General features: G+C 40.6%; 25 protein-coding genes. 7 read left to right on the top strand and 18 right to left on the bottom strand.

The features are described 5' to 3' along the window. Nucleotides 1-6 precede the first annotated feature (6 nt). From ABDZ97_RS01055 to queG, 4 genes are all read right to left on the bottom strand, one after another. Nucleotides 7-528, bottom strand: a complete 522-nt coding sequence (locus tag ABDZ97_RS01055) for a 1,2-dihydroxy-3-keto-5-methylthiopentene dioxygenase (RefSeq protein ID WP_343784188.1) — start codon at nt 526-528, stop codon at nt 7-9. Between the two features lies 1 nt (nt 529). After that, the gene (gene mtnB / locus ABDZ97_RS01050) at nt 530-1,153 is read right to left on the bottom strand and encodes a methylthioribulose 1-phosphate dehydratase (protein ID WP_343784186.1); all 624 of its coding nucleotides are present in this window, start codon (nt 1,151-1,153) and stop codon (nt 530-532) included. A gap of 95 nt (nt 1,154-1,248) precedes the next feature. Continuing rightward, a complete protein-coding gene (locus ABDZ97_RS01045; RefSeq protein ID WP_343784184.1) occupies nt 1,249-2,832 on the bottom strand; it encodes a SulP family inorganic anion transporter in 1,584 nt (527 codons plus the stop codon). Between the two features lie 104 nt (nt 2,833-2,936). Further along, entirely contained in the window at nt 2,937-3,881 is a 945-nt protein-coding gene (gene queG, locus ABDZ97_RS01040; protein WP_343784182.1) for a tRNA epoxyqueuosine(34) reductase QueG, read from the bottom strand. Nucleotides 3,882-3,982: 101 nt separating this feature from the next. On the opposite strand from queG, the gene ABDZ97_RS01035 reads away from it, so the two are divergent. The 6 genes from ABDZ97_RS01035 to ABDZ97_RS01010 all read left to right on the top strand — a co-directional run bounded on the left by ABDZ97_RS01035 (nt 3,983) and on the right by ABDZ97_RS01010 (nt 12,670). Further along, entirely contained in the window at nt 3,983-5,470 is a 1,488-nt protein-coding gene (locus tag ABDZ97_RS01035; protein ID WP_343784180.1) for an NAD(P)H-hydrate dehydratase, read from the top strand. A 79-nt stretch (nt 5,471-5,549) separates the two neighbouring features. Next, the gene (locus ABDZ97_RS01030; protein ID WP_343784178.1) at nt 5,550-6,932 is read left to right on the top strand and encodes a cytochrome ubiquinol oxidase subunit I; all 1,383 of its coding nucleotides are present in this window, start codon (nt 5,550-5,552) and stop codon (nt 6,930-6,932) included. A gap of 5 nt (nt 6,933-6,937) precedes the next feature. Beyond that, the gene (gene cydB / locus ABDZ97_RS01025; protein WP_343784174.1) at nt 6,938-7,975 is read left to right on the top strand and encodes a cytochrome d ubiquinol oxidase subunit II; all 1,038 of its coding nucleotides are present in this window, start codon (nt 6,938-6,940) and stop codon (nt 7,973-7,975) included. 150 nt (nt 7,976-8,125) lie between these two features. Next, the gene (locus ABDZ97_RS01020; protein WP_343784172.1) at nt 8,126-10,771 is read left to right on the top strand and encodes an efflux RND transporter permease subunit; all 2,646 of its coding nucleotides are present in this window, start codon (nt 8,126-8,128) and stop codon (nt 10,769-10,771) included. Between the two features lie 67 nt (nt 10,772-10,838). Next, nucleotides 10,839-11,702, top strand: coding sequence for a glucose-1-phosphate thymidylyltransferase RfbA (rfbA, locus tag ABDZ97_RS01015; RefSeq protein WP_343784170.1), 864 nt, complete (start codon nt 10,839-10,841; stop codon nt 11,700-11,702). Next, nucleotides 11,702-12,670, top strand: a complete 969-nt coding sequence (locus ABDZ97_RS01010; protein WP_343784167.1) for a polyprenyl synthetase family protein — start codon at nt 11,702-11,704, stop codon at nt 12,668-12,670. The genes rfbA and ABDZ97_RS01010 overlap by 1 nt, the downstream gene beginning before the upstream one ends. A 10-nt stretch (nt 12,671-12,680) precedes the next feature. On the opposite strand, the gene dxs is transcribed toward ABDZ97_RS01010, so the two are convergent. Continuing rightward, the gene (dxs, locus tag ABDZ97_RS01005) at nt 12,681-14,639 is read right to left on the bottom strand and encodes a 1-deoxy-D-xylulose-5-phosphate synthase (RefSeq protein ID WP_343784166.1); all 1,959 of its coding nucleotides are present in this window, start codon (nt 14,637-14,639) and stop codon (nt 12,681-12,683) included. Between the two features lie 140 nt (nt 14,640-14,779). Here dxs and ABDZ97_RS01000 point away from each other — a divergent pair, with 140 nt between their 5' ends. Then, the gene (locus ABDZ97_RS01000; RefSeq protein WP_343784163.1) at nt 14,780-15,907 is read left to right on the top strand and encodes a pirin family protein; all 1,128 of its coding nucleotides are present in this window, start codon (nt 14,780-14,782) and stop codon (nt 15,905-15,907) included. Nucleotides 15,908-16,076: 169 nt separating this feature from the next. Here ABDZ97_RS01000 and ABDZ97_RS00995 read toward each other — a convergent pair whose 3' ends face one another. From ABDZ97_RS00995 to ABDZ97_RS00935, 13 genes are all read right to left on the bottom strand, one after another. Further along, nucleotides 16,077-17,228 carry a DUF3179 domain-containing (seleno)protein gene (locus tag ABDZ97_RS00995; protein WP_343784161.1) on the bottom strand — a complete coding sequence of 384 codons (1,152 nt, stop codon included), beginning with the start codon at nt 17,226-17,228 and terminating at the stop codon, nt 16,077-16,079. A gap of 11 nt (nt 17,229-17,239) precedes the next feature. Continuing rightward, complete coding sequence (locus ABDZ97_RS00990; RefSeq protein ID WP_343784159.1) at nt 17,240-17,929, bottom strand: deiodinase-like protein; 690 nt, start codon at nt 17,927-17,929, stop codon at nt 17,240-17,242. A gap of 71 nt (nt 17,930-18,000) precedes the next feature. After that, the gene (locus ABDZ97_RS00985) at nt 18,001-18,564 is read right to left on the bottom strand and encodes a Crp/Fnr family transcriptional regulator (protein ID WP_343784157.1); all 564 of its coding nucleotides are present in this window, start codon (nt 18,562-18,564) and stop codon (nt 18,001-18,003) included. A 25-nt stretch (nt 18,565-18,589) separates the two neighbouring features. Further along, nucleotides 18,590-19,300, bottom strand: coding sequence for a hypothetical protein (locus tag ABDZ97_RS00980; protein ID WP_343784155.1), 711 nt, complete (start codon nt 19,298-19,300; stop codon nt 18,590-18,592). Nucleotides 19,301-19,397: 97 nt separating this feature from the next. Next, a complete protein-coding gene (locus ABDZ97_RS00975; RefSeq protein ID WP_343784153.1) occupies nt 19,398-20,357 on the bottom strand; it encodes a hypothetical protein in 960 nt (319 codons plus the stop codon). A 34-nt stretch (nt 20,358-20,391) separates the two neighbouring features. Next, nucleotides 20,392-21,312 carry a beta-ketoacyl synthase chain length factor gene (locus tag ABDZ97_RS00970; protein ID WP_343784151.1) on the bottom strand — a complete coding sequence of 307 codons (921 nt, stop codon included), beginning with the start codon at nt 21,310-21,312 and terminating at the stop codon, nt 20,392-20,394. Further along, entirely contained in the window at nt 21,309-21,872 is a 564-nt protein-coding gene (locus ABDZ97_RS00965; RefSeq protein WP_343784149.1) for a hypothetical protein, read from the bottom strand. The genes ABDZ97_RS00970 and ABDZ97_RS00965 overlap by 4 nt, the downstream gene beginning before the upstream one ends. Before the next feature lie 6 nt (nt 21,873-21,878). Next, complete coding sequence (locus ABDZ97_RS00960) at nt 21,879-23,054, bottom strand: beta-ketoacyl-[acyl-carrier-protein] synthase family protein (RefSeq protein WP_343784147.1); 1,176 nt, start codon at nt 23,052-23,054, stop codon at nt 21,879-21,881. A gap of 73 nt (nt 23,055-23,127) precedes the next feature. After that, the gene (locus ABDZ97_RS00955) at nt 23,128-23,385 is read right to left on the bottom strand and encodes a phosphopantetheine-binding protein (protein ID WP_343784145.1); all 258 of its coding nucleotides are present in this window, start codon (nt 23,383-23,385) and stop codon (nt 23,128-23,130) included. A gap of 6 nt (nt 23,386-23,391) precedes the next feature. Further along, nucleotides 23,392-23,994, bottom strand: a complete 603-nt coding sequence (locus ABDZ97_RS00950) for a 3-oxoacyl-ACP synthase (protein ID WP_343784143.1) — start codon at nt 23,992-23,994, stop codon at nt 23,392-23,394. After that, a complete protein-coding gene (locus tag ABDZ97_RS00945; protein WP_343784141.1) occupies nt 23,991-25,109 on the bottom strand; it encodes a beta-ketoacyl synthase N-terminal-like domain-containing protein in 1,119 nt (372 codons plus the stop codon). Before ABDZ97_RS00945 ends, ABDZ97_RS00950 begins: the two co-directional genes overlap by 4 nt. After that, nucleotides 25,076-25,510 carry an acyl-CoA thioesterase gene (locus tag ABDZ97_RS00940; RefSeq protein ID WP_343784139.1) on the bottom strand — a complete coding sequence of 145 codons (435 nt, stop codon included), beginning with the start codon at nt 25,508-25,510 and terminating at the stop codon, nt 25,076-25,078. Before ABDZ97_RS00940 ends, ABDZ97_RS00945 begins: the two co-directional genes overlap by 34 nt. Before the next feature lies 1 nt (nt 25,511). Beyond that, nucleotides 25,512-25,940 carry a hotdog family protein gene (locus ABDZ97_RS00935; RefSeq protein WP_343784137.1) on the bottom strand — a complete coding sequence of 143 codons (429 nt, stop codon included), beginning with the start codon at nt 25,938-25,940 and terminating at the stop codon, nt 25,512-25,514. Between the last annotated feature and the right edge of the window lie 5 nt (nt 25,941-25,945).

Below are 25,945 nucleotides of genomic sequence, written 5' to 3'. Positions count from 1 at the left end.
GGTAAACTAGATATACTTTTGCTCAATACCGGAGTGGGTATATTCGGGAACCCATCCCGAAGTGTCAATAAATATGCGGATAGCCTTTACAAAAGGATTTTTTTCACCCGCATCAAACCAATGTTTGGTTCCTGCCGGAACAGAGATCAGATCCCCTGATTGACAGAGGACATTGAAAACGTCGTGTCCATCAAGATTGAACCAAAAAAGCCCCTGTCCATCTACAAAGAAACGCACCTCATCCTCACTATGCGTGTGTTCTGAGAGAAATTTAGCCCGAACGGCATCATAATTCTCAGTTAGTTTGTTAATGGAGATTACATCTGCAGTGGTATAACCATTTGCTGACATATAAGGCTCCAATTCATGTCGATAGGCTTCCAGTATTTCTTCCTGAGAAGCGGTATCTTCAAAAACAACACTTGCCTCCCACTGGGCAAAGAAAACACCCCGTTGATTGAGGTATTGCTTAATTTCCGCAGGGTCTTTGATCTCCTGACCGGTAGACGGAATGCTTAAAACTGCCATTTTATCTGATTTGCAATAAATTTAGTTCACAAGTTAATAAAAACTCATAAATTTCAAGGTGTCTTTTTGCTTCCTGAAGCGAATTTCCCCAGGCATATAATCCATGTTTAGCCATCAGAAAACCACCTGTCTGCAAACGGTTTTGATTATCCCTGATCAGTAAACGGAACCGATCCATGTCTTGATCGTTAGCGAAGATAGGAAGCTCGACCTCGGATTCGTGCGTAGAGATTCCCGGAAGTCCTTTGAGTACTTCGTATCCGGAAAAAGTAATCGCTTCTTCCCATTCTTTCTTTCCGGAAAGTAGGGTGCCGGGCATGGAGTGTGTATGTAGAATGTATCTCGTAGAAGGAAACAGATTATACAATTCACAATGAATTAGTGTTTCGGCAGAAGGTTTTATACCTTCAGACCCTTTTGCTGGCTTTCCTTCCCGGTCAATTTCCATGAAATCATCTTCTGAAAAATACGTTTTGTCAATACCCGATCTGGAAATGACAATTTTGTCCTCTTGCTCCGGGTGTAGAAACGAGTAATTCGTGGAGGTTCCTGGAGACCACCCTTTCTCATTTATCCAGCGAATGAAAGCAGCCAGCTCTATTCGTTTTTCTTTAGTTTCTTCCATTTCTTAAACCAAAAGTAAAAAACTTCGCGAAGATCAATTTAGTATTTGACTGTAAAAATTAATAGAATCTGAATCAATCGATAAGCGGTTGTTTACTAAGCCATATCATCCGAAAGAACTTTGTAGGTGGGATCTTCCATTATGTTTACATCAATAATCTTTTCCGCATTCTTCAGAAGGCGTAAACAATCCGGGCTAAGGTGTTTCAAATGAATTGTTTTTCCTGCTTTTTCATATCGATCCGTAAGCGCATTGAGAGCTTCTATCCCGGACATATCCACAACACGACTTTCGGCAAAATCGACAATTACTTCTTCAGGATCATTTTGAACATCAAATTTCTCATTAAACGCAGTTACAGAACCAAAGAAGAGTGGACCATAAATTTCGTAATGCTTTACTCCGTTTTCGTCGACGTGTTTTCGTGCCCGGATACGCATGGCATTTTCCCATGCAAAAGCAAGTGCAGCTATGATTACTCCGGCAAGAACGGCAACAGCTAAGTTGTGGAAAACAACCGTAATGACCATTACAACCAACATTACAATGATGTCTGTCAGAGGCATTCGGTTAAATGTTTTAAGACTCGCCCATTCGAATGTGCCAATGGAAACCATGATCATCAATCCGGTCAGTGCTGCCATGGGTAGCATTTCAATCAGTCCTGATCCGAAAAGAATGAATACTAGTAACATAACGGACGCAACAATTCCCGAAAGACGAGCGCGTGCACCGTTTGAGGTATTAATCAGTGATTGACCGATCATCGCGCAGCCTCCCATTCCTGAGAACAATCCGGTAACAATATTCGCTGTTCCCTGTGCGATAGATTCTTTGTTTCCACGACCTCGCGTTTGTGTAATTTCATCAATAAGATTCAGCGTTAACAGACTTTCAATTAGTCCTACTCCCGCTACAATAGCCGCATAAGGAAGCACAAAGAGGAAGGTCTCCCACGTAAAGGGAATTTGTGGAATATTGAAAGGAGGGAATCCGGCCTTCATGGTTTCTCCGTCCAAAGCGTCTTTTACGGTAGAAGTATCGATCCCGAAACCGATGGTTATTGCCGAAATAATAAGGATAGCTGCTAACGAACTGGGAATCGCCTTTGTCAGTTTTGGAAGTCCCCAGATAATCAACATTGTCAGTAATACGAGCGCGAGCATGATAAAAAGTGGAGCACCTGTCATCCACTCAGCCTCTCCTGCAAGGTTTTTAATCTTAAACTGATCCAGTTGAGAAAGAAAAATGACAATTGCCAGACCGTTAACAAAACCAAACATAACGGAGTGAGGGACAAGGCGAATAAACTTGCCTAATCTCAGGACCCCTACTAAAACTTGCAGTATTCCGGCGATAACTACTGTCGCAAAAATATACTGAACAACATCGTCGCCGGTTACATTCAGGCGTTCTTTTAGTTCGACCGTCATCCCAATAAAGACAACAGCAATGGCACCAGTCGCTCCTGAGATCATCCCGGGTCTTCCACCCAGAATGGATGTAATAAGACCGATAGAAAAGGCAGCATACAGCCCTGTGATGGGAGACAAACCTGCTAATAAAGCAAAAGCAATTGCTTCGGGAACCAAAGCGATCGCTACGGTAAGCCCGGAGAGAATCTCTGTTTTATAATCAACGCGTTGTGAAAGATCAAAAAGATTGAAATACTTCTTCATTTTTTTGAATAAAATGTCAACTAGACAGCTTTTGTAATTAGAAAAGGCAAAGGTAGTTCAATTCAGCAGCACGCACAAAGGAGAGTCACAAAAAGGAACAGAAATTATTGGAGGAAGTTTATATTTCTCATCAAACCTTTATAGCGGGTACGTTTTATAGCACTGTTTTTAAACAGCGAGGAAAAGACTTCCCGGGTTAGTTCCTGCCAGTCTTCCTTTTGCATATTCTTTAATTGTTCGGAAGGGAAGAAGCTGGCTTCTGTTGTTGGTTTTGAAAACCGGTTCCAGGGACACACATCCTGACATACATCACAACCAAAGGCCCAGTTGTCCATTTTACCTTTAAATCCGGAGGGAATGATTTCATTTTTTAGTTCAATGGTAAGATAGGAAATGCAGCGTGAGCCATCTACTACATAAGGAGCAACAATTGCATCTGTGGGGCAGGCATCAATACATCTTGTGCAGGTTCCGCAATAATCTTTTACCGGTCCATCCGGTTCAAGGTCGAGATCAAGAATCAGCTCTGCAATGAAGAAAAACGAACCGGATTCACGGGTAATTATATTGGTGTGTTTTCCCATCCAGCCCATTCCGCTTTTTACGGCCCATGCTTTATCAAGAACCGGTGCAGAATCGACAAACATTCGCCCGCCTACCTCTCCGATTTCTTCATGGATGGAGCGCATAAACGCGGTTAATTTCTCTTTTATCACAAAATGATAATCTTCACCATAGGCATATTTTGACAGTTTAGGTTTATCGTCTTCCGCGAGATCTTTTTCGGGGAAATAATTGAGTGCCAGAGAAACAACTGATTTTGCTCCTTCAACTAACAACCGGGGGTCCAGTCGTTTGTCAAAATGATTTTCCATGTAGCTCATTTTCCCATTCATGTTGGCTTTTAACCATTTTTCCAGTCGGGGAGCCTCTTCTGCTAAAAATTCTGCTTTAGAAATCCCGCAATAGAAAAATCCGAGTTCCTGCGCACGGGACTTGATGAAACGGGTATTTTCTGCTAGTAATGACACATTGCAAATATAATTCATTCAAGCATAGCTTTTTCTTTTGTCAAGAAGACCTGACAGCCGGATTTTTGTTGTCTTTTTACGAATTATTTCCTAAATTCAGAACGAAAAGAAACCGGGTTATGAATGAGATACTGACAGCCGAACAACAACGACTTGCGGATGGTTTTACGATACGTAATGAACCTATTTCTTCCATCGATCTTATGGAAAGGGCTTCCGCTGAGTTTGTTAAATCCATTATCCCCTACATACATGGTAAGAAGACGATTCATGTTTTTTGCGGAACCGGAAATAACGGGGGAGATGGTCTGGCGATTGCACGCATGTTACGCGAAAAAGGGTGTACGGTTTATGTGTATTTGGTAAGGTACAGCGAAATGTTGGCGGCGGATACACAAATTAACCTTTCGAGAATCAAAGACGTTTGTATCATTAAAGATCAGGGTGATATTCCGGTAATTCATCACGAGCACGTCGTTGTTGATGCTTTGTTTGGGAGTGGTCTTTCACGACCAGTTAGTGGAATTGCTGCTGAAGTGATTACTGCGATCAATGGGTCACACGCTTTTGTGTTGTCGGTAGATGTCCCTTCCGGGTTGCCGTGCGATAGGATTCCTTTTGAAAAGGGGGCAGTCGTTAGATCTGATTTTACGGGTACGTTTGAACGACCCAAATTGTCTTTCTTTTTACCGGAGTCTTCAGAGTTCGTTCCGGATTGGCGGGTTATTCCGATTGGGTTGAATCAGGATTACATTGAACGGATGGAGAATCGGGAGTTTTATATTTCTTCGGGAATGCTCTCGTGCAAGGTTCTTCCCAGACGGAAATTTTCGCATAAAGGGACCTACGGACACGGGTTGTTGATCGCGGGAAGTAAAGGGAAAATGGGGGCTGCCGTGTTGGCTGGAAAAGCAGCTCTGAGAAGCGGAGCAGGCTTGTTGACAGCTCATATACCAGGGTGTGGGTATACAATCCTGCAAACAGCGCTTCCGGAGGCAATGTGTACAGTAGACCCGGATGAAAATCAGGTTACAAGTGTGACTGTTGGTTCGAATTATTCTGCAATAGCTGTAGGACCGGGAATTGGAGTAGGAGAGGGGGCTGTACGAGTGTTGTCGTCCGTTTTTCAGGTATATGATAAACCGATGGTGCTGGATGCAGATGCGTTGAATACATTAGCACTAAACAGAGATTTGTTGAATAAAATTCCGGAAAAAAGTATTCTTACTCCGCATCCGGGAGAATTTGAACGACTGGTAGGAAAAAGCGATAACTCTTTAGAAAGATTGGAGCTTTTAAGAGCGTTTTCTCAAGAATATAATGTACTAGTTGTGCTTAAAGATGCGGTTACGGCCATTGCTCTTCCGGGTGGCCGAATTTATTTCAATACAACGGGTAATCCGGGTATGGCGACGGCGGGGTCGGGCGATGTGTTGACAGGAGTACTGTTAGGTTTGCTGGCACAAAATTACTCGCCTGAAGACGCAGCTTTAATTGGGGTATTTTTTCATGGACTTGCAGGAGATGCGGCAGCGGCTCAGTTGGGAGAAAACGCTGTTATGGCAGGAGATATTGCCGGTCATTTGCGTATTCATCCGGTGAGCTAATTGTTTTTGCTTGATTTCTGTGCTAATTGTTACATAAAGCCAGGGATATGGTACCTAACTTTGTCAAAAAACAGGAGCTATGGATGTAGAAATAATTGCCCGAATTCAATTCGCTTTTACCGTAGCCTTCCACTACATTTATCCGCCTTTGAGTATCGGGCTGGGACTGTTGATGGTTATCATGGAGTCCCTTTTTTTATATACAAAAAATAAAGAATACGAAATACTTGCCCGATTCTGGACAAAAATTTTCGCGCTTACTTTTGGAATAGGAGTCGTTACCGGGATTGTAATGGAGTTTGAGTTTGGGACAAACTGGGCAACCTATTCCAAGTATGTCGGCGATATATTTGGAAGTGCACTTGCAGCAGAAGGTATTTTTGCCTTTGCTTTGGAAAGTGGTTTTCTTGGAATTCTCATTTTTGGCTGGAACCGTGTAAAACCCTGGGTACATCTTGTTTCAACTATCGGAGTCTTTTTAGGGTCTCTATTTTCTGCGGTTTGGATTGTTGTAGCAAACAGTTGGCAACAGACTCCCGCAGGCTATAAAATTGTTGGGGAGGGAATGCATGCAAGAGCGGAGATTACAGATTTCTGGGAAATGGTGTTTAACCCGTCCAGTGTAGATAGATTGACGCATGTCTGGATTGGTGCTTTTCTGGCAGGAGCTTTTCTCGTACTGAGTGTTCACGCCTTCTATCTTTTAAAGAACAGGCATGTAGAGGTCTCGAAGAAAGCGATGAAAATTGCTCTTGTAGTAGCCGCCGTGTTCTCACTGGGACAATTATTTACAGGTCATCATTCGGCAGAAGGAGTAGCAAAGAATCAGCCTGCTAAACTGGCTGCTTTAGAGGGGCATTTTGAGGCTTCTGCCCCTGCGGATATGTATCTTTTTGGTTGGGTGGATAAGGAAAAACAAGAAGTGACAGGCGTAAAAGTGCCTGGCGGATTGTCTCTTTTACTCCACGGTGATCAGGAATCGAACGTTACCGGACTCAATGCGTTTCCCGAGGATGAAAGACCCTCACAGGTGAATGCTGTTTTTCAGTTTTACCATATTATGGTAGCAATCGGAATGTTGTTGATCGTTTTATCGCTTGTCGGTATCTGGGCATGGTGGCGGGGACGTCTTTTTACAAGTAAGTGGTTGCTTATTGCGTTTGCACTTGCAGTTATTTTACCGCAGATAGCAAATCAGGCAGGTTGGTTTGCTGCTGAAATGGGACGACAGCCCTGGGTGGTTTACGGTCTTCTTCGTACTTCCGATGCGTTTTCGCAGGCCGTTAGTGCCAATCAGATCGTGTTTTCGTTGGTTCTCTTTTTTATTGTATATCTTATACTATTCCTGCTGTTTATTTATTTGCTTACCAAAAAGATCAAACATGGCCCATACGATCCGAAAGAAGAAACTGTACGACCTAACCAGAAGGAGATGGCGCATTTGTTTGAATCAAAAAAATAACTGAAATGGAAACACTGTTTGGTTTGGATTATCCTACATTGTGGTTTTTAGTGGTTGGTGGACTTTTTTCCGGTTACGCCATTCTGGACGGATTTGATTTCGGAGCAGGGGCATGGCATTTGTTTTTCAGAAAAGAAGAAAGCCGTAGAATTGCTTTGAACGCGATAGGACCTGTCTGGGATGGAAATGAAGTCTGGCTGGTGATTGGAGGAGGAGCGCTGTTTGCCGGATTCCCGGTGATGTATGCCACTCTTTTCTCTGCTATGTACACCCCTTTTATGTTGTTTTTGGTGTTCATTATTTTCAGAGCTATTTCAATAGAGTTCAGGAGTAAGGAGCCAATGAAATGGTGGCGGAAAATGTGGGACTTTGTCTACAGTATTTCAAGTATTGTTTTATCATTTTTGTTAGGAGTTGTGGTGGGCAATGTCTTACAGGGGTTGAAAGTAGGTCCGGATTTTTCTTACAGTGGAGACAGCTTTTTCGGATTTTTAACACCATTTCCGGTATTAGTTGGAATAACGACACTCGCTCTTTTTATGACGCATGGTGCAATTTATTTGCTATTGAAGACAGAAGGAAGATTGTACGCAAAATTGACACGACTTTTAAAAGGAGGAATTGTTTTCTTTCTGGTTGCTTTTGCCTTTGCTTCGGTATACGCACTGGTATTTATTCCTCACCTGACGGAAGTCTTTAAAGAAAACCCGGCCTGGTTCCTTGTACCTGTTCTGGCTCTTTTGAGTATTGCTAACGTTCCAAGGCTTGCTTCCCGGAGAAAATATGGGTATGCTTTTATTTTTACGTCTCTATCTACTGCTTTCATGTTTATGATCGTCGCAGTAAACTTATACCCAAACCTTCTTTTTTCTACACTTGATCCGGAGTATCACATTACCATATACAATGCAGCAGCTTCTGAAAAAACACTGGGCATAATGTTGCTAATGGCAGCAATAGGTACGCCTTTGGTTATCACTTATACAACCATTGTGTACTACACTTTTCGTGGTAAAGTTAAAATGGATGAAACGAGTTATTGACAGTTAAAGGACAAAAGATAGCCCGTGTTTTATTCATACCCGTTTTTAGCCGAATGATTGACAGAGTTTTGCCTTTGGTCAAAAAAATCTAAAGGGAACTCTATACTACCTCAATTTGATTACCTTTGTAGGTTTGAACTGTAAAGAACTATGTGGCAAACACTGTCTCAGATTATACTTAGAAACCGGCTGTTAATCGTAACGGTTATTCTCCTTATTACCGGAGGGTTTGCTTATTTTGCGACTACAAAATTAAAGCTGGACAACAAATACGGGAACATGCTCCCGAAAGATTCTCCGGCGCAGCGGAATTACCTGAAGTTTAAAAGTATGTTTGGTGAAGACGGGGGAACCCTTGTTTTTGCCATCCAGTCCGAGAAACTGTATACCGAGGAAAATTTTAAAAAATGGAAGGAACTTGGAGATAAAGTGCGGGACATTCCGGGAGTGGAATCGGTTATCTCTGAAGCAAACCTTGTCGAGCTGGTCAATAACAAAGAGGAGAAAAAGTTTGAAACGGAAGTTATTTTTGTTGATACGAATTACGTTGAAAAAAGTATCGATGAAATTAAAACGTTAATTCGAACGAATCCTCTGTATGATCATATCCTGTTTAATGATTCTACAAGTGTTTCATTGATGCTTATTTCCGTCGACGAAAGCTTTTTATCTGATCAGAAGAAAGCAAATGTTGTGCTGGATATAGAAGAGTTGGCATTGACGTATGAACACAATTTTGGAAAAATACATTTTGCCGGACTTCCGCACATTCGCGTTGTAATTGGTAAACGGGTGCTGAATGAAATGTATATTTTTATTGCGCTGGCAATCGGAGTTACTTCTCTTTTACTCTTCATTTTCTTCCGCTCGGTACGGGTCGTATTGATCTGTAATCTTGTTGTGATAATTGCGGTTGTCTGGTCACTTGGTTCCATTGGTTTGTTTGGCTTCCACCTTTCTATTCTTATGGCGCTGATTCCTCCACTCATGATTGTGATAGGAATCCCGAACTGTATTTTCCTGCTGACTAAATTCCATAGAGAAGTTGCGCACCACGGGAATAAAATAAAAGCACTGCAACGGGTGATTGTAAAGATCGGAAATGCGACCTTTATGACCAACCTTACAACAGCACTTGGTTTTTCAACATTTATTTTCACCAACTCTGAAAAACTGATTGAGTTCGGAATTGTCGCATCTGTGAACATTCTAATGGTATTCCTGCTTTCCATTACTATCATTCCTATTGTTTTCTCTTTAGCAAACAATCCGAAGGAAAGACACCTTAAGCACCTTGAAAATAGATATACCGGGACCTTGGTAGATAAATTCACCTTTCTTGTTTCCAATAAAAGAAAGTGGGTTTATGGAGCTACAGGAGTTGTAATCCTGATTAGTGCGATAGGAATTACGCAGATAGAAGCAACCGGAAATCTGACGGGTGATTTACCTGAAGGAGATCCGATTCTGGAAGATGTAAACTTCATTCAGGAGCACTTCCAGGGAGCGATTCCTTTCGAGGTAATGGTAAATTATAAAGAGCCCGGACGACTTTTTGCCCGGTCTACTCTGGAGAAAGTAGAAGAAATGCAGCAGTATTTCAAAGCAGATACGTTGTTCAGCAAGTCTCTTTCTTTGGTCGACTTTGTAAAAGCCATTAATATGGCGTATTACGGGAATAACCCCGATCAGTATAGCTTAATTGCGAATAAGGATCGTCGCTTTCTGAAGCCCTATTTTGATAATTTCCGGGAGTCTGCGGATGGTATGGGCGGATTTACACTAAAGGAATTAGTAGATACAACCAATACCACACTCCGTGTACGCCTTCAAATCCTGGATATAGGGTCATATGAGATTGCGGAAATGGTAGACAGTCTCAAACCTGTTTTGGACAGTATTCTTAACCCGGATAAAAAACAACTGGAGCACTATTATGTAAAATTCAAAGAAGGAGAAACGACGTACGCGGATTCTATTCTTTTTGGTAATAATAGTATTTACATGGCAACAACAGATTTGTTGTCAGGAGGGGATGCGGATAAGCAGTTGGAATTTGATATGAATCCAGAGCTGATACGAGAATATTACGAAAAGGATAATTTTGATGAGGTGCTTCGGTCGGCTATTAGTAATCAGTACTTTGACTTTACAGTTACCGGAACCTCGGTTGTGGCTGCTGAAGGAACACAATACCTTGTGAAAAACCTTCTAACGAGTCTTTTCTTTGCAATTGTCATTATCTCGATTTTGATGGCTTTCCTTTTCCGATCGTGGAAAATGGTAATAATTTCCTTGGTTCCGAACTTTATACCTTTGCTAGTAACTGCCGGGATAATGGGATATTTTCATATTCCGATTAAACCATCGACAATTCTGGTGTTTAGTATTGCCTTTGGTATCTCGGTAGATGATACGATTCACTTCCTTGCCAAGTATCGTCAGGAACTCAAAAACAGAGCCTGGGACTTAAATGGGTGTGTACTTCGCGCCCTTCGGGAAACAGGTTTGAGTATGTTCTATACTTCTATCGTTCTGTTCTTCGGATTTAATATGTTCTCTTTATCACAGTTTGGGGGAACACAAGCATTAGGACTTCTGGTGAGCTTAACCCTTTTGGTGGCCATGATTACCAATCTTGTTGTGCTTCCTTCCTTGTTATTGTCTCTACAACGTAAGTTAAGTACGAAGTCATTTAAAGAACCGTATTTCGAATTATTGGACGAGGAAGAAGATATTGAACTGGATGATCTTCAGGTGAAATCAGAAGGTACAACTGATGTGGATAAAAACTAAGATTCGAAATCATTTGTTCTTATTTTTTTGAGAACTTTATGCGCAATTAGCATAAAAAGACGCTATAATGAAAGGAATTATCTTAGCCGGAGGATCCGGAACCAGGCTACACCCCCTTACATTGGCTATCAGTAAGCAATTGATGCCTATTTATGATAAGCCGATGATCTATTATCCCCTGTCTATTTTGATGAGTGCAGGAATTAATGAGATACTTATTATTTCAACGCCGCATGATCTTCCTCATTTTAAGAGATTATTGGGAGACGGTTCACAATTAGGATGTAATTTTCAGTATGCCGAACAGCCAGAACCGAATGGATTGGCGCAGGCGTTTATTATTGGAGAAGAGTTTATTGGGGAGGATAAAGTTGCACTGATTCTGGGAGATAATATTTTTTATGGTGTCGGAATGGATGAACTGTTAAAGGAAAACAGTGATCCGGAGGGAGGAGTTGTTTATGCATATCACGTTTCTGATCCCAGACGATACGGTGTTGTTGAGTTTGATAAGGATATGAATGCGGTTTCGATCGAAGAGAAACCGGAGCAACCGAAATCCAATTATGCTGTTCCCGGACTTTATTTTTACGACAACTCGGTTATTGAGGTCGCACGGCAGTTAAAACCTTCGGCCAGGGGGGAGTATGAGATAACGGATGTCAATGCGCATTATCTTAAAGAAGAAAAACTCAAAGTGGCTGTTCTTAGCAGGGGAACAGCATGGTTAGATACGGGGACTTTTCCTTCTTTGATGCAGGCAGGTCAGTTTGTACAGGTCATTGAGGATAGACAAGGGTTAAAAATAGGTTGTATAGAGGAGGTCGCATATCGGAACAGATTTATCGATAAAGAGCAATTAAAAGAGTTGGCACAACCTCTTGTGAAAAGCGGATATGGCAATTATCTGTTGAATTTAATAAAGGACTGATGCAAGGCATTGACGCTTATAAACAGCTGATTGAAAAAGAAATTACGGAGCTAAAGATCAAAGATGAACCATCTGGTCTGTATAGTCCGATTACGTATTTGCTTGGTTTGGGAGGAAAACGAATGCGTCCTATTCTGAGTATGATGAGTGCTGAATTGTTTGGTGGGAATCCGAAAGAAGCACTTAATTCAGGATTGGCGATCGAATTGTTTCACAATTTTAGTCTTATTCACGATGATATAATGGATAATGCTCCATTGAGGCGTGGATATCCTACCGTACATACGAAATGGTCTGAGAAGACGGGAATCCTATCCGGTGACGCGTTATTTGTTGTAGCTTATCACTATCTGGCACAGAATACGGTTACTTATCTGAATACGCTTTTGCATACGTTCAGTGTTCGCGTTATGGAAGTATGCGAGGGGCAGCAGATGGATATGGACTTTGAAACACGTGACGATGTTTCGATCGATGAATACATTGAAATGATCCGTCTGAAAACATCTGTTTTACTTGGTGCTGCTCTGGAAATGGGAGCAATAGTGGCTGATGCTTCCAGAGATGATGTACAACGGATTTATAGTTTTGGTGAGAATGTAGGTATCGCATTCCAGTTGCAGGATGATATTCTTGATTTGTATGCGGATCCGGATAAGTTCGGAAAGCAGGTAGGGGGTGATATTCTGGCGAATAAAAAGACTTTTTTACTATTAAAAGCGTTTGAATTAGCCGATAATGACCAGCAGAAAAAGTTGCAAGAATTATCAGAAGAGGTCGACGAACAAATGAAAGTTGAGGAAACCCGAAAGATTTTCGATCAATTGGGTGTGAGAGAGCTGGCGCGTATTGAGATGGAACGTCATTATGCTCTTGCGCTTGAGTCAATGGAACTTGTTACGGCCTCTGTTGAAAAGAAAAAACCTCTCTTAAAAGTTGCTGAGTATTTGATGAACCGGGAAGTATAAGAGAATAGAATTATTTCATTCCTCCTGCCAGCCTATTCTTAAGATGAGGCTCTACTCCCAGAACGGAGCAGACTTTTAAAATGATACCTTGCGTATCAAAACCACATTCTGCCCATAATTCTTCCTGTGTTCCCTGATGAATGTACCGATCCGGAATCCCCAACCGGACAACGCGTGATGTGTAGTTATTATCTGCCATAAATTCCAAAACAGCAGATCCCATTCCTCCCATTAGACAACCATCTTCTATGGTGATGACATGATCAAATCGCGAGAAAACTTCATGTAGAATTGTTTCGTCAATTGGTTTGACAAAACGCATGTCATAATGAGCTGCTGAAACATTAATCGTTTTTAACTGTTCTACGGCTGTTTTACAGAAATTACCAACGTGTCCGATGGATAAAAGGGCAATGTCTTCTCCTGAGCAGATTTTACGACCACGACCTACCGGAATAGCTTTCATTCGGTTTTTCCAGTTAGTAGTAACTCCTTTACCACGTGGATAGCGGATAGAGAAAGGTCCCATATTTTCCTGTTGGGCGGTAAACATCAGGTTGCGGAGTTCTATTTCGTCCATGGGAGCGGATACGATCATGTTGGGAATACTCCGCATATAGGCAAGATCATAAGCGCCATGATGTGTAGCTCCGTCAGCACCGACTAAACCACCGCGATCCAGACAAAATACAACATTCAGATTCTGAAGAGCAACATCATGCAACACCTGATCATAAGCCCGCTGCATGAAAGAGGAATAGATATTGCAAAATGGAATCATACCTTGTGTGGCAAGACCTGCTGAGAAAGTAACGGCATGCTGCTCAGCAATACCGACATCAAAAGCACGATCAGGCATGGCTTCCATCATAATGTTCAGTGAACACCCCGTAGGCATGGCGGGAGTGATTCCCATGATTTTTTCATTTTGTTCAGCCAGCTCAACAATGGTATGTCCAAAAACATCCTGGTATTTTGGAGGTTGTGGAGAGCTGGGAACAACTTTTACTATTTCTCCGGTTTCTTTATTAAAAATTCCCGGTGCGTGCCATTTGGTAGGGTCGCCTTCTTCCGAAAATTTATACCCCTTTCCTTTCATTGTGATACAATGAAGGATCTTGGGTCCGGGTATGTCTTTCAGGTCGTTTAAAATTTTGGCAAGAGCTATACTGTCATGACCATCTACTGGACCGAAATACCGAAAGTTCAGTGATTCAAACAAATTACTTTGCTTGAGGAGTGACCCTTTGAGTGCGGAGGAAATTTTTGAAGCGACTGCCTGGGCGTTGGGTCCGAACTTTGATATCTTTCCAAGTAACTGCCACACTTCGTCTTTTACCTTATTGTACGTGTGAGAAGTAGTGATATCCGTCAGATATTCACGAAGAGCGCCGACATTTGGATCAATGGACATACAATTATCGTTAAGAACGACAAGTAAGTTGGCATCATTGAGCATACCTGCATGGTTCAGTCCCTCAAAAGCGAGTCCGGCAGTCATCGCTCCGTCTCCGATTACTGCAATGTGTTGGCGCTCTTTTTCTCCTTTGTAATTACTCGCGACAGCCATTCCCAATGCTCCTGAAATAGAGGTGGAGGAGTGACCAACACCAAACGTGTCGTATTCGCTTTCTGAGCGTTTTGGGAAACCACTGATTCCTCCTTTCGTACGGTTGGTGGGAAACACTTCTTTTCTGCCGGTTAAAATCTTGTGTCCATAGGCCTGATGCCCAACATCCCATACTAGCTGGTCATAAGGTGTGTTGAACACATAATGCAAAGCAACTGTTAACTCTACTACTCCCAAGCTCGCGCCGAAATGGGAGTTGCCAATCTCGGAGATGACATCAATAATGTACTGACGAACATCTTCTGAAATGTGGGGAAGATCTTCCAAAGCAAATTTATCCCGCATATCCTGCGGAATAGTAATTTGAGAGAGATATGTACCAGTTTTATATTCCGTCATCCTAACGGCTTTAATCTATACAAATTTACGGCCTTTCTTGAGTATTTAACTAACAATCCCGGGGAATATTTTGTTCTGCTGTTGGAAGAATTCGTAAAAAACCATATATTTACCTTGGTAAATAAAAAGAAGTGTATACTATGGGAAGAAAAGAGAATGATCGCAGAAAGTTTCTTGAGAAAATAGCGTTGGGTTCAACGGCTTTAGCGGCTATCCCGGTTTTGGGAGCGTTTCGTTCTTCAGGTTCTTCTGAAAAAAATAGAGATATGGAAGCAATTAAAAAAATACGGGCATTAGGTTTTCAGTGGCAAACGCAGGATCCATTTTTGTTTTGTGTGCATCATGAAGATGATTTCCCGGAAGGCAATGCGGAAATGGGACCTCAGGCTTCCCTTGAAGGGAGACAGATTGGTTCTGATTTTCATATAAAAGACGGGTGGAGAATGTACCACGGTGAAAGAGTACCTGGTTTTCCCGGACATCCGCACCGTGGGTTTGAAACGCTAACTGTTGTTCGAAAAGGAATGGTGGACCATGCTGATTCTGCAGGAGGAGCAGGAAGATATGGAAACGGAGATTTACAATGGATGACGGCAGGAAAAGGACTGATGCATTCAGAGATGTTTCCTTTGTTAAAGCAGGGGGAGAGAAATCCATTAGAGCTATTTCAGATTTGGTTGAATTTACCGGCAAAAAGTAAAATGGCTGAACCGGATTATAAGATGTTCTGGAATGAAGAAATACCTCATTTCTATCACAAAGAAGGTGTTTACATCGAAGTAATGGCAGGAGAGTTGTTTGGAAAAAAGGCACCTGTTCCACCAAAGGAATCCTGGGCATTTGACAGGAATAATCATGTGGGAGTTTATGTTATTCGAATGGACGGCAATACTGAGTTCACATTACCCGCAACGGAGGAGGGAGTGAACAGAACCTTGTTTTTTTATGATGGGAAGAACCTCCGTATAGCGGATAAAGAAATACCGGAGTATCACGCTGTTGATGTTGAGCCAACAAAAGACTTACAGATCGAGAGCGGTGAAAACGGAGCTAGAATACTTGTTTTACAGGGGAGACCCATTAACGAGCCTGTTGTCCAACATGGTCCGTTTGTAATGAATTCCCGGCAAGAGATTCAGGAGGCCTTTATGGAATACCAACGGACTCAATTCGGGGGATGGCCCTGGAGTCGTTACGATCAGGTACATGATAGAAAATCAGGACGCTTTGCCAGATATTCGGATGGAACAGAGGAGATAAAGGGATAATTTTTTTGTGAAAGAACTGTTCAAAAGGTGATACAAGAGAAAACACAATTTCTCTTGTATTTGTGTGTTGTTAGGTTCTCTTCTTGTGACCCATTAACGCGTACTGTTCTTTTTATAATGGAAAAATAGTTCAAATTTATGTAGTTAAGAAGAAAGGGTGCGCAGAGTATTACTTTCCACCTAACCGGATTAAAATACTTTTCGGGTGAAATTTTTTCCAGGAAAACCAGTACTCATCAGACATTGAAAGGAGAGATAGATTTTCGTTAACTGGACCTTTTATGTGCGTTCCGTTAATTGTCCATTCTGTTTTTGAAGAGTTGTCTATTAGCCGTTGTCTTTCATAAACAAGGGATAGGTTGGTTGTAAATCCCACAACGGTATTTTCGACACGTATCAATATGAAATTATGCTGTTCATTCCTGACCGTCTTTTGGGCGAGTACTTCAGATTTCAGATAGACAACTTCTTCCCCGGGAGGTGTGCTTCTAACTCCGATAACCCGTGTTCTTGAAGGGAATGATTTATCTTTATTTGAAACACCCGGTGTTTTTTCTGAGTTGATTAATTTGTCCCAGATTCCGGGAACAGGGAGTTCGAACTTTTTTAAATCATCGGATGTTACGATCGCAACTTCCGGATTCTGGAGAGCGGTTTTAACTTCTTTCCATGTCAATATCTGGAAAGGAATCATTTGTAGCTCTGAGGGGTGTAGTTTTCCACGTATTGACTGAAAGGTAGACTGTTGAAAAAAGGTCTTTGTTTTTACGTCTGCCACAATCATGTTTCCTCCCTTAAAGGACCCCACAAATAAGGGGCCTGTTTCGGTGACATCGAACGGAATGATACTCCTGCACATGGCACAGTAGGTTAATGAAACGAGTTTTGTGTTGAACGAGTCGTTCAGAATGTGATGATGAATTAGATAATCCAGAGGATAGCATTTTGTTTTTCCATCATATTCGATTACTGCCAGCTCCATGTCTTCTTTAATAGGTAAAGTGGTAAGGTTGGTTGTCATTTTCGGAAAATTGACAGCTTTAAAAAAGACCTCCTGGTGTATTTTATACGTTAGAAAAAGCCCCAGTGCGCAAATAATGAGAGGGATTATTGTCCAAAAGGGAAAAGTGTCTGTCTGAAGAAAAATGCTAATTGTCCAAATAAGCAAACCGGTAAATAATAACCAGTTTATGGGTTTTCGAAAATGATAGTGATAGTACGTCCATTGTGTGGGGAAGGCTGCTACCATTGTAATATAAATGGCTCCAAATGCAATGATGACTGAAAGAAAGGAAAGGCTGTAAAAAAGCATACTGGTCATATCGTAAGATTTTATAGGGAATCGACTTCTTTGTGTTGTCTAATTAATTGTGGTAAACTGATAAGAAATTCATATAATGCTCTGAAACCGCCAACCATTAGCGTCCTTAGAACGACACTTATTGGTGGTTTTGTAACAGGATAGAAGTCCTGTTTTTCAACGAAGTGTTCTGTTGGGTTTACAATGGCTTTTTCTAAGGCTTCTATATTTGTCCAGTTCGCTCTGAATTTTATAATCCCATCTGTTCCGATTAAGTATGTCATGTTTGGCATTGCGCCATACAGCTGATGTGCTGTGCCCTCCAGATCGTCAACCAAAACAGTTCTTCTCTCATTGTACAGCTTAAGTGTAGATTTTGCATTTACCATTTTTTCCTGAAAGGAGGTAACTCCGTTTGTTCTGCTTCCGGGGTGCGCCTCTCTAACATACAGGAGCAAAAAATGTATGGTGGGATACTTTTTTTGTAGAACGATCATAGATGTTTTGGAGTTGGCATACATAGGACAGGTAATACTGCCTGTATCCAAAACAACTGGTTGGTTCAGGTAATCCGACAGACGAACTGTTTTTCCATCCAAAGTAGTTGCCTTGAAATCAACGTACTTTTCGCCCGGTTTTGGTCCTTTAAAATTCGTGAAATCGTAATCCGTTGCTTTAAAATGCTTGTAATTGTAGGCCGATATCTCCTTGTTTGATTCCATAATCTTTTTGCGTAATTACGAGCAAAATTAGACGTATGAAATACTAATTCTTTTAACAAATGATAAAAACGCTATTTCTGTGCACGAATTCTGCTTAATGATACCTGAGTAATTCCAAGATACCCGGATAAGTCACCCAGATTTATTCGTTGAACAATATGAGGGTAATTTAGCACAAAGTTTTCGTACCTTTTCTTCGCGTCTTCTTCCAGCATTTCTTTGATTCTTGCCATCATATTGAGGTTGGCAATGGTGAGAAATTTTCTGTAGAAAGTTTCGAGGGCATGGTGTTTTAGGCAAAGTTTCTCAAATGGGTAAAAGGGGACTACAACCAATTCGGTATCTTCTAAAGCAATAACTTCATACTTTGAATGCCGCTTTGTGTTAGAACTTTCGAGATCTGTGAACATAGTGTTCTCTTCGAAGAAGCGCATAATGAATTGATCACCATCTGAATGAAACAGCATTTTTACCAGCCCTGAATTAACAAAAAAGAGTTCCTGACAACGTCTGTTAGGAGAAAAAACGGTTCTTCCTTTTGCGATCGTCTTTGTTTCTACGATCTCCAACAATTCTTCTTTTACCTTTTCATCAAGAGCACTGAGTTGACTGATAAAAGAGATGAATGATTCCATTTTACGTGTGTTTATTTTTCTGTTTTCAACGTTTCGGACTGTTTTTTTCGATTTTCCCTAAATCAAACTCTATTCTTAGCGGATACTTTTCTTTCAATTGTTTGATAGTAGTTTTTTCTAATTTACAAAAATCGATTCCTTCTTTTTCTAGTTCTGCTAAAACAAATGAAAGATGTGAAGAATACAAGGAGATAAGAACAGAATCTAAAAACTCAATAGATGAACTTTGATCCCAAAACATTCTGAAGTTTACTTGTCCAAAATTTTCAGGACCCATTTTGTCAATTCCCACAGTACTTAAGTATCTATTAATTTCTGATTGTAAAGAATCAAGTGGAATGAGTTTTCCTCCCGCGGACAATTGATTTCTTGAATTAATCATTATTGAAAAATTGTTTCTTCGACGAATGGGTATAGGACAATTTTCACAAACGGGAAAATCAAAATCTGTCATAATTTTTAGATATCCTTTTTGATTATCAATCGTAAAAGGTAACCTAAAGTCTACTAGAGAGCAATTTTTACAGAGATCAGAGTTATACAATTTGTTCATTTCTTTACGAATCGTATCGGGATGTTTTGTTATGTCCAGATTCAGGATTGGAATAGAATCGATATTGCATGAAACAAATTCAAATTGGTTATTGCAATCATTTTTTACTGAACAACTGGTTAGTAGAGCTAATGTCACTATGTAAAGAGCAAGGGTTGTTATTTTTTTTTGGAATATTCTCATTCTGATATTGAATTAGTTATATCGTTTTGAATAGAAACAACCTTTTGAGTATTTCAGTAAAGTAATAAAACGAAAGAGATGTATTAAGCCTGTATCTTTACTGTATATCTATTGTTGTAATTGTTTCCTTTTTTGTTTTTACCGCCTTTTTAGGGTTGACTCCAGAAACAACTTCTTTTCTAATTACTTTAGTTACCCAGTTTGTTTCGTAATTAAATATTATGACCTGATTATTTTTAACATCAATTTCAAATGCGTCAATTTCTTTTATTTTTTCGGGGCTAAGTTCTTCATCAGAAACAGATTGTGACATTCTGCTCACCATGCTCTTTATCATTTCTGTAAATTCAGTTAAATCGAGTTTAATTTCCTGATGAATTGTACCGGTTTTTGAGTGTTCATTTACTGATTCAAGTGTTAGTAAAGTTGTAGCAGAAATCTCTTGCATTGAGCCGAAAGGATTCTTTTGGGTTTCTGTGTGGGTAATGGTCTTCCCAATCTGAAAGTTCTTGTTGAAAGGAATTAAAATATAACCAATGTTTGTTTGCATGTATTCTTCGAGGTTTTCTTTGTTGTCGAAAATCTCCTGTAATGGTAAAAATAGTAATTCAATATAAGGCGAAGCATCTGGAACTTTATCGGTGATAACAGAATATATTTGGTCAAAACTGGTATTCATAAACCGTTGGGCTTCTTTCCAGTTTAGTAATGTAGATTCAGCGGTTTCTTTTTTTACGGAAAAGATTAATCTTAAGTCCTGAAGATCTTTTAGTTCTTCTCCGAGCTTTTCATAAAGTCTTACGGCTGCTCTCAATGCCTGATTTTCAAAAAGAACTTCAAGTGTATAATCGTTTCTGTTATCTTTTAGAACTTTAATCTGAGCTTCGTTATATAGAGTTGTGTCTGAAATTAACGTTTCATCTTCATACGTTCTTTCAATCCGGACAATTTTAATGTGTTTAACAGTGCCTTCATTCCAGTTTGGTTTGAAGTTATAGTCCTGACTATAACCTAAAACCGAAAGTGCTAAAGTAAAAAGTGCTAGAAACGTTTTCATTACAGAAACTATGTAAGATTATAAACTTTATCGGCTAGGCTTCTCGTTCTACGAGAATGCAGCTTACCTCTTTGTTGCGGTGCAGGTTTAACACTGCGATACGATGTACTGAAGTCAACTCTATTGTTGCCAACTTTTGGATGGGTTTTTCGAGCAATTCTACTGCAAGTTGAGTTCCGAAAGCTGTATTTGTTCCATAATTACCACAGTATTCGGAAAAATCAAATGAAGATTGTTGCAAATCAGGAAGCTGATCAAACTGCGAAGCATATAGCACAAAATCGACCGACTTGTCAGAGAGGTAGTTTGCTAATTCCTCTTTATGTAATCCGGTTTGAACAGCGGTAATGGCTGCTTTTGCCTCTCTTTTTTCGGATGAAATCATGAAATAAGAGGCTCCTTCCGAAAGATCGGTGTTTTCAAGCCCAAATTCGTTTGCCATTTCTCCTAAAAAAGGGATGTTTTCCTCGCAAGCACCGACCAGTGTTGGCAGGTTGGTCTCAAAAGAGAGTAATTGTGCATCCAACAGAGCGCACTCGAAGGAAATTCCCTGTTGCGAGTGAGTCATGTTGTACCCGTTATTTCCAATCGTCAGAGCAATTTGTCCTGCAACCGTGTTGTGCGTAGACTGAATAAAAGCAGTGGGAGATATGGCCAGTCCTTCGTGTTTGACAACTGTTCCCAGAAATTTTTCCGTATCACGTAAACAGCCTAAATCCGTTCCAACAACGATTCCTCCCAACTCACCGGAATATTCCTGAATACATTTTAGTCCTGCGGTCACTCCCATTTTTACAACCGGACTCATGCGACGAATGAGGGCAGGAGTGATATACTCTCTGTAATTCGGATGTACAGTTTCCGGATGTACAGTTATGGATTCACCGGATACAATCCCGTTTTCGAAAGAGTCTACTCTTGATATGGTTGCGTATGAGTGAATGTATGTTTTCATTGGAGTTCTTTTTTTAGTAGAAAATTAATTTCTAGCAAGCTGGAAGCCTCTGTAAATTTTAACTTTAGCTCTGTGTCACTTACAGGGATGGCTTGATATTCTATATAATTATTGTGTGAGGTATCATTCGTTGTAAAATAAGAAGAACCATTGATAAATAGTGTAAAAGAACTACTTTTTGAGTTGTTCTGATAGGCTTCATACGATCCATATTCCATATCTGGGAATTTATATTCTTGCTGTTTTCCCGTATTCACGTACAAGATTTCTGTTGCATAAGTGCTTTTAAAGATCAGCTGACAACCAATAAATGCATGTTTGTAGTAATCTAAAAGAGCAAGGCAGTAGGATCCATATTCTTTCTTACATTCCTTAAGAAATTGATTGTCTTTATCGATGACTTTGGCATCAATAATTTGCCAGGTTCCAACAATTTTATTCAGATCAATCCATATTTTTTCTTTTGAGACGATTTGTCTCTGATCATCTTCCCTGTAAGCTGTACAGGAATAAAAAAGAACGAGAGAACAGGCACTAAGAAATGTAATTTGCCAACGCATTTCTTTTTATTTTCTGAAAATCAAAGTTGAATTATTTCCTCCGAACCCAAAAGAATTAGACAAAACACAACGTATTTCTTTACGTTCTAGTGTTTGTGATGGTGTCAATGGAGTGTTTTCCATTTGATTCTTCCATCGCATATTCGGGTAAATAATACCGTGTTGAATGGATAAGACCGAAAAAACAGCTTCCAGTCCGCCTGCGGCTGCCAGTGTATGTCCGGTATATTGTTTTGTAGAACTAAAGGGAGGTTTTTTTCCGGGAAAAAGATCAGAAATAGCCTTGACTTCTGTGTTGTCATTATTTTCTGTACCCGTTCCATGCGCATTGATGTAATCAATTTCTTCCGGAAGAATCCCCGCAATGTTCATTGCACTTTGCATAGCCAGCTTAGCACCTGTTGCTTCGGGAGATGAGGCGGTTTGATGGAATGCGTCGTTGGCATTTCCCCATCCGATCAACTTTGCTAGAACAGGATTTCCTGTTTTCTTTATACTTTCTTCTGTTTCAAGGAAAATAAAACCGGCTCCTTCACCCAGATTCAGCCCTTTACGGGTGTTATCGAACGGGCGACTCAGCTCACTGTCATAAATTCCTAAGGAATTAAATCCGTTTACGGTAAAGGCAGACAGAGCATCCGTTCCCCCTGCGAGAACAGCATCGAGTTTTCCTGCTTTCATCAGTCGTGCTCCCAGCATAATAGCATTTGCTGCCGAAGAACAAGCGGTGGACAATGTCGTTTTGTAGCCATTTATTCCTAAAAGCCGGGCGATATTCTCTGTTGATGTTCCGCATTCGTGAGAAAGAATCACAGACGCATTAGCCAGATTTCCATGAAGATATTCTTCGTAAAAATTTTCAGTAAGATCCATTCCCCCAACACTGGTTCCGTTTATAACCCCGATTCGGTCGGAGGGAGGTGCTGTAACGGGGAATGCTTCGCGGGCGGCAATCATAGCCAAAAGAGCTGTTCGGGAATAACCATTTTCCGAAACCTCTAACAGGTCTGCGAGTTGAGCATTACTGAACTTGATTTCACCACCTGTATAGGGTGTTTTTAGCTCCCGTACAAGCTCAATTTTAGAAATGCCATGTTTCTCCTCCAATAATGATTTCAGGTGCTCAGCAACGGACATTCCAATCGCAGAAACAGCTCCTAAACCGGTTATGTATATTTTCATCCGTCTCGTTTTTAATTGTCAAATGCCGGAGCACAACAATTCAGAAGGTCGTGAATCGTCTATTCCTGTAGGTTTATTTAGTGCGGTGCGAGGAGATGAACTCAGCCAGCGAATTCACAGAATGAAATACTTGCTTTCCTTCTTCAGGACTGGATAATTTGGCACCGTATTCGTTTTCAAGAAGTACAATCAATTCAAGAGAATCAATAGAATCAAGACCGATATTCTCTCCGAAAAGCGGTTCGTCATCCGGGAAGTCTGCTATTGTCAGCTCTTCCAGGTTCAGGTGCTCAATAATCTGTTGTTTTAAGGTTTCCTTTAATGCTTCCATGGAAAATTATTTATCAAAAAAAGTGTTTATTTCTTCGCGTATTTTTTCATTGTTGAACTGATCCTGAGTCAGAATGACCCATTTACCATCCGTTTTTTCCTGGAAATAATCGACATAACCTATGATAATGCGGTTGGCTTTGTTCAGTTCAAATATAGTTACAATATACTCGTGTATCAATTCATGGGGCCATTCGTTTTTTATGAAAAACTGTTGTTCTCCATACCATTTATTACGAATAGCAATTTCACCCAACACAATATTGGGTAAGGTATATACAAACATAGCCGGACTGGCGCTTCCTTTTTCTATTTGTTCCTGATGGGAAAGGTCAGCGTCAAGGCTGGAGTGTTTGTTCACAAATACAACCGCTATTTCATCTGTTTCCGTCGGAAGTGATTCGACTGTTTTTAAAAACTCTACTCCAAGGACGCCAAGTTTGGACAAACCATCCATTTTATGAAACTTAGGATACTCCAGTTCCAAATGGTCAAAGAGAAAACGAAACCATTGCTGAGCTGGCAGTTTTTGGGTATTGTGGATTTTTTGTCCGTTACTACTGCAAAGGTCATCGGTTATCCGGCAATATGTGGGTTGGCTCTCCATCATTTTAATTTTTCCAATACGATTGCTGCATTGCATCCCCCGAAACCGGATCCGCTTTTGAGAACAGTATTAAGATGCTTTTCAATAGTATCTGGGAATACGTTAATGGGTTTTACTGTTCCCGGGTTTTCCAATCCTTTTGTTCCGAGAATCAGATTCGTATTCATTTGTTCTATGGTAACAAGTGTTTCTATTAATCCTGCAGCACCTAAAGTATGTCCAAAATAACCTTTAAGACTGTTTACGGGAACCTCATTCAGGTTCAGGCGGTCAATCGCCATAGATTCCATGTCATCGTTATAGCGGGTTGCTGTACCATGTGCAGAGATGTAATCAATTTGTTCAGGTGACTTTCCGGCATATTCCAATGCACGTTTTGTCGCTCTGAACAAACCTTCTCCCGTACGACTTGGTCCCGAAATATGGTTGGCATCATTTGCAGAAGCTCCTCCTAAAAGTGCCGTGGGTGTATTCGTAAATATATTACGATCTGAGCTGACAAATGCAGAAGCAACACCCTCTCCAAGATTAATGCCTTGTCGGTTGGTATCGTACGGTTTACAGAAGTCCGAAGCAATGGCATAAAACGATTTGAACCCTTCCGAGACAAATGTGGAACAATTATCTGCGGCTACGACAAGGGCATTTTCATATTGTCCTGTTTTTATCAGATCGTGTGCTAACAAAAGGGCTGTAATACCTGAAATACAGGCGTTGGATACAGTAATCGCAGTTTTGGCAGGATATTTCTCCTGAAGTTTAGTACAGGTGTAATCCAACAATGATTGTTCAATATTTCTGGACTCTAACTGTTCTATATCTGCTTTTGTACTTGAAAAAATAAGTACGGTTTTCGACCAGTCAGGTTCTTGACCCACAAGCGAAAGAAGAGTCGTGTCAATACAGTCAAAAATTCGGGTGTAAAAGTTTCCTTTTTCTTCAAACCGGGAGAGATAAAGAGGTGGATCTTCAGGTTTCAAGGAAGAATAAGGTCGGATTGCTGTTTTCCCCGCAAGCAGATTCTCCCAGTTTTCACTGAGGGACTTACCCAGTGGGCTGTAGATATTACCAGCACCTATATAAATCATTCTTTCTCCCATTGAATCCGGTTGAACCATTCTTTATAAAATCGGGGACTCACCAATTGAAGTTCTCCCTGGTTATCAATAAAAACCTGAATTGTTTTTCCAACAGCACTAATCTTACCAGTCGTTACATTCAGTATTTCATATTCGTAAACTATTTTAGCGGCAATCGTTTTTACCAGTGCTATTTTTGTGCGGAATTTATCGCCATATTTCAGGGGAAACTTATGTTCAATTTCACTTTTCACAATAGGAGTAAGAAATCCGCTGTTATAAATATCTATGTATGCCATTCCGTAGTGAATACCAAAAGCTTCACGGGCATCCTCGAAATATTTCAGATAATTTCCGTGCCAGACCACATTCATGGAGTCTACCTCACTGAATCGGATATCACCTTCAATTTCCAGACTTATCACTTCCCGTTTATGCATTTTAGACATCTTCCTGGATAAAAATTTTCATTTCACATTCTGCCAGTACGCGACCATTGCGTACGCTACTGCCTTTGATGACGGACACATTCATAAAACTGCTGATTTCTTCCACAGTCGTTTCAATTTCCTCTTCCACCTGAGGGAGCTCATGAACAATTAGCTTTGAAATCGCTCCGATAAAACCAATTTTTGGAGGTTCATTTGTGGAAAAAGATACATATCCGGCTCGTGCTGCTGCCGTTTGTGCAATATTTTCTATTAACCCGGGAGCTTGAAGCTGTCCGTTTTCTACAAACAAATTGTCCGCAGCAATGTGAAAACGACTGACTGTTTTCTTTTCTTCCTGACTGATAAGCTCGTGAACCATTAGTATAGGTTCGCGTTGCGGTACCAGCTTTTCTATCGAATTTCGTGCGATTAATGTCATAATTT

The sequence above is a fragment of the Wandonia haliotis genome (assembly GCF_039523435.1).
GTDB lineage: Bacteria > Bacteroidota > Bacteroidia > Flavobacteriales_D > Crocinitomicaceae > Wandonia > Wandonia haliotis.
This window is presented reverse-complemented; position numbering and strand designations above follow the sequence as displayed.

Coding starts and splice junctions, on each gene's coding strand:
- ABDZ97_RS00950 (WP_343784143.1), bottom strand. CDS start 23,994: ATGATGGAGAGCCAACCCACATATTGCCGGATAACCGATGACCTTTGC.
- ABDZ97_RS00975 (WP_343784153.1), bottom strand. CDS start 20,357: ATGAAAACGTTTCTAGCACTTTTTACTTTAGCACTTTCGGTTTTAGGT.
- ABDZ97_RS00935 (WP_343784137.1), bottom strand. CDS start 25,940: ATGACATTAATCGCACGAAATTCGATAGAAAAGCTGGTACCGCAACGC.
- ABDZ97_RS01000 (WP_343784163.1), top strand. CDS start 14,780: ATGGGAAGAAAAGAGAATGATCGCAGAAAGTTTCTTGAGAAAATAGCG.
- ABDZ97_RS01010 (WP_343784167.1), top strand. CDS start 11,702: ATGCAAGGCATTGACGCTTATAAACAGCTGATTGAAAAAGAAATTACG.
- ABDZ97_RS01055 (WP_343784188.1), bottom strand. CDS start 528: ATGGCAGTTTTAAGCATTCCGTCTACCGGTCAGGAGATCAAAGACCCT.
- ABDZ97_RS00965 (WP_343784149.1), bottom strand. CDS start 21,872: ATGCGTTGGCAAATTACATTTCTTAGTGCCTGTTCTCTCGTTCTTTTT.
- ABDZ97_RS00940 (WP_343784139.1), bottom strand. CDS start 25,510: ATGCATAAACGGGAAGTGATAAGTCTGGAAATTGAAGGTGATATCCGA.
- ABDZ97_RS01020 (WP_343784172.1), top strand. CDS start 8,126: ATGTGGCAAACACTGTCTCAGATTATACTTAGAAACCGGCTGTTAATC.
- ABDZ97_RS00985 (WP_343784157.1), bottom strand. CDS start 18,564: ATGGAATCATTCATCTCTTTTATCAGTCAACTCAGTGCTCTTGATGAA.
- rfbA (WP_343784170.1), top strand. CDS start 10,839: ATGAAAGGAATTATCTTAGCCGGAGGATCCGGAACCAGGCTACACCCC.
- ABDZ97_RS00980 (WP_343784155.1), bottom strand. CDS start 19,300: ATGAGAATATTCCAAAAAAAAATAACAACCCTTGCTCTTTACATAGTG.
- dxs (WP_343784166.1), bottom strand. CDS start 14,639: ATGACGGAATATAAAACTGGTACATATCTCTCTCAAATTACTATTCCG.
- ABDZ97_RS00990 (WP_343784159.1), bottom strand. CDS start 17,929: ATGGAATCAAACAAGGAGATATCGGCCTACAATTACAAGCATTTTAAA.
- mtnB (WP_343784186.1), bottom strand. CDS start 1,153: ATGGAAGAAACTAAAGAAAAACGAATAGAGCTGGCTGCTTTCATTCGC.
- ABDZ97_RS01045 (WP_343784184.1), bottom strand. CDS start 2,832: ATGAAGAAGTATTTCAATCTTTTTGATCTTTCACAACGCGTTGATTAT.
- ABDZ97_RS01035 (WP_343784180.1), top strand. CDS start 3,983: ATGAATGAGATACTGACAGCCGAACAACAACGACTTGCGGATGGTTTT.
- ABDZ97_RS00955 (WP_343784145.1), bottom strand. CDS start 23,385: ATGGAAGCATTAAAGGAAACCTTAAAACAACAGATTATTGAGCACCTG.
- ABDZ97_RS00970 (WP_343784151.1), bottom strand. CDS start 21,312: ATGAAAACATACATTCACTCATACGCAACCATATCAAGAGTAGACTCT.
- ABDZ97_RS00945 (WP_343784141.1), bottom strand. CDS start 25,109: ATGGTTCAACCGGATTCAATGGGAGAAAGAATGATTTATATAGGTGCT.
- cydB (WP_343784174.1), top strand. CDS start 6,938: ATGGAAACACTGTTTGGTTTGGATTATCCTACATTGTGGTTTTTAGTG.
- ABDZ97_RS00960 (WP_343784147.1), bottom strand. CDS start 23,054: ATGAAAATATACATAACCGGTTTAGGAGCTGTTTCTGCGATTGGAATG.
- ABDZ97_RS01030 (WP_343784178.1), top strand. CDS start 5,550: ATGGATGTAGAAATAATTGCCCGAATTCAATTCGCTTTTACCGTAGCC.
- queG (WP_343784182.1), bottom strand. CDS start 3,881: ATGAATTATATTTGCAATGTGTCATTACTAGCAGAAAATACCCGTTTC.
- ABDZ97_RS00995 (WP_343784161.1), bottom strand. CDS start 17,228: ATGACCAGTATGCTTTTTTACAGCCTTTCCTTTCTTTCAGTCATCATT.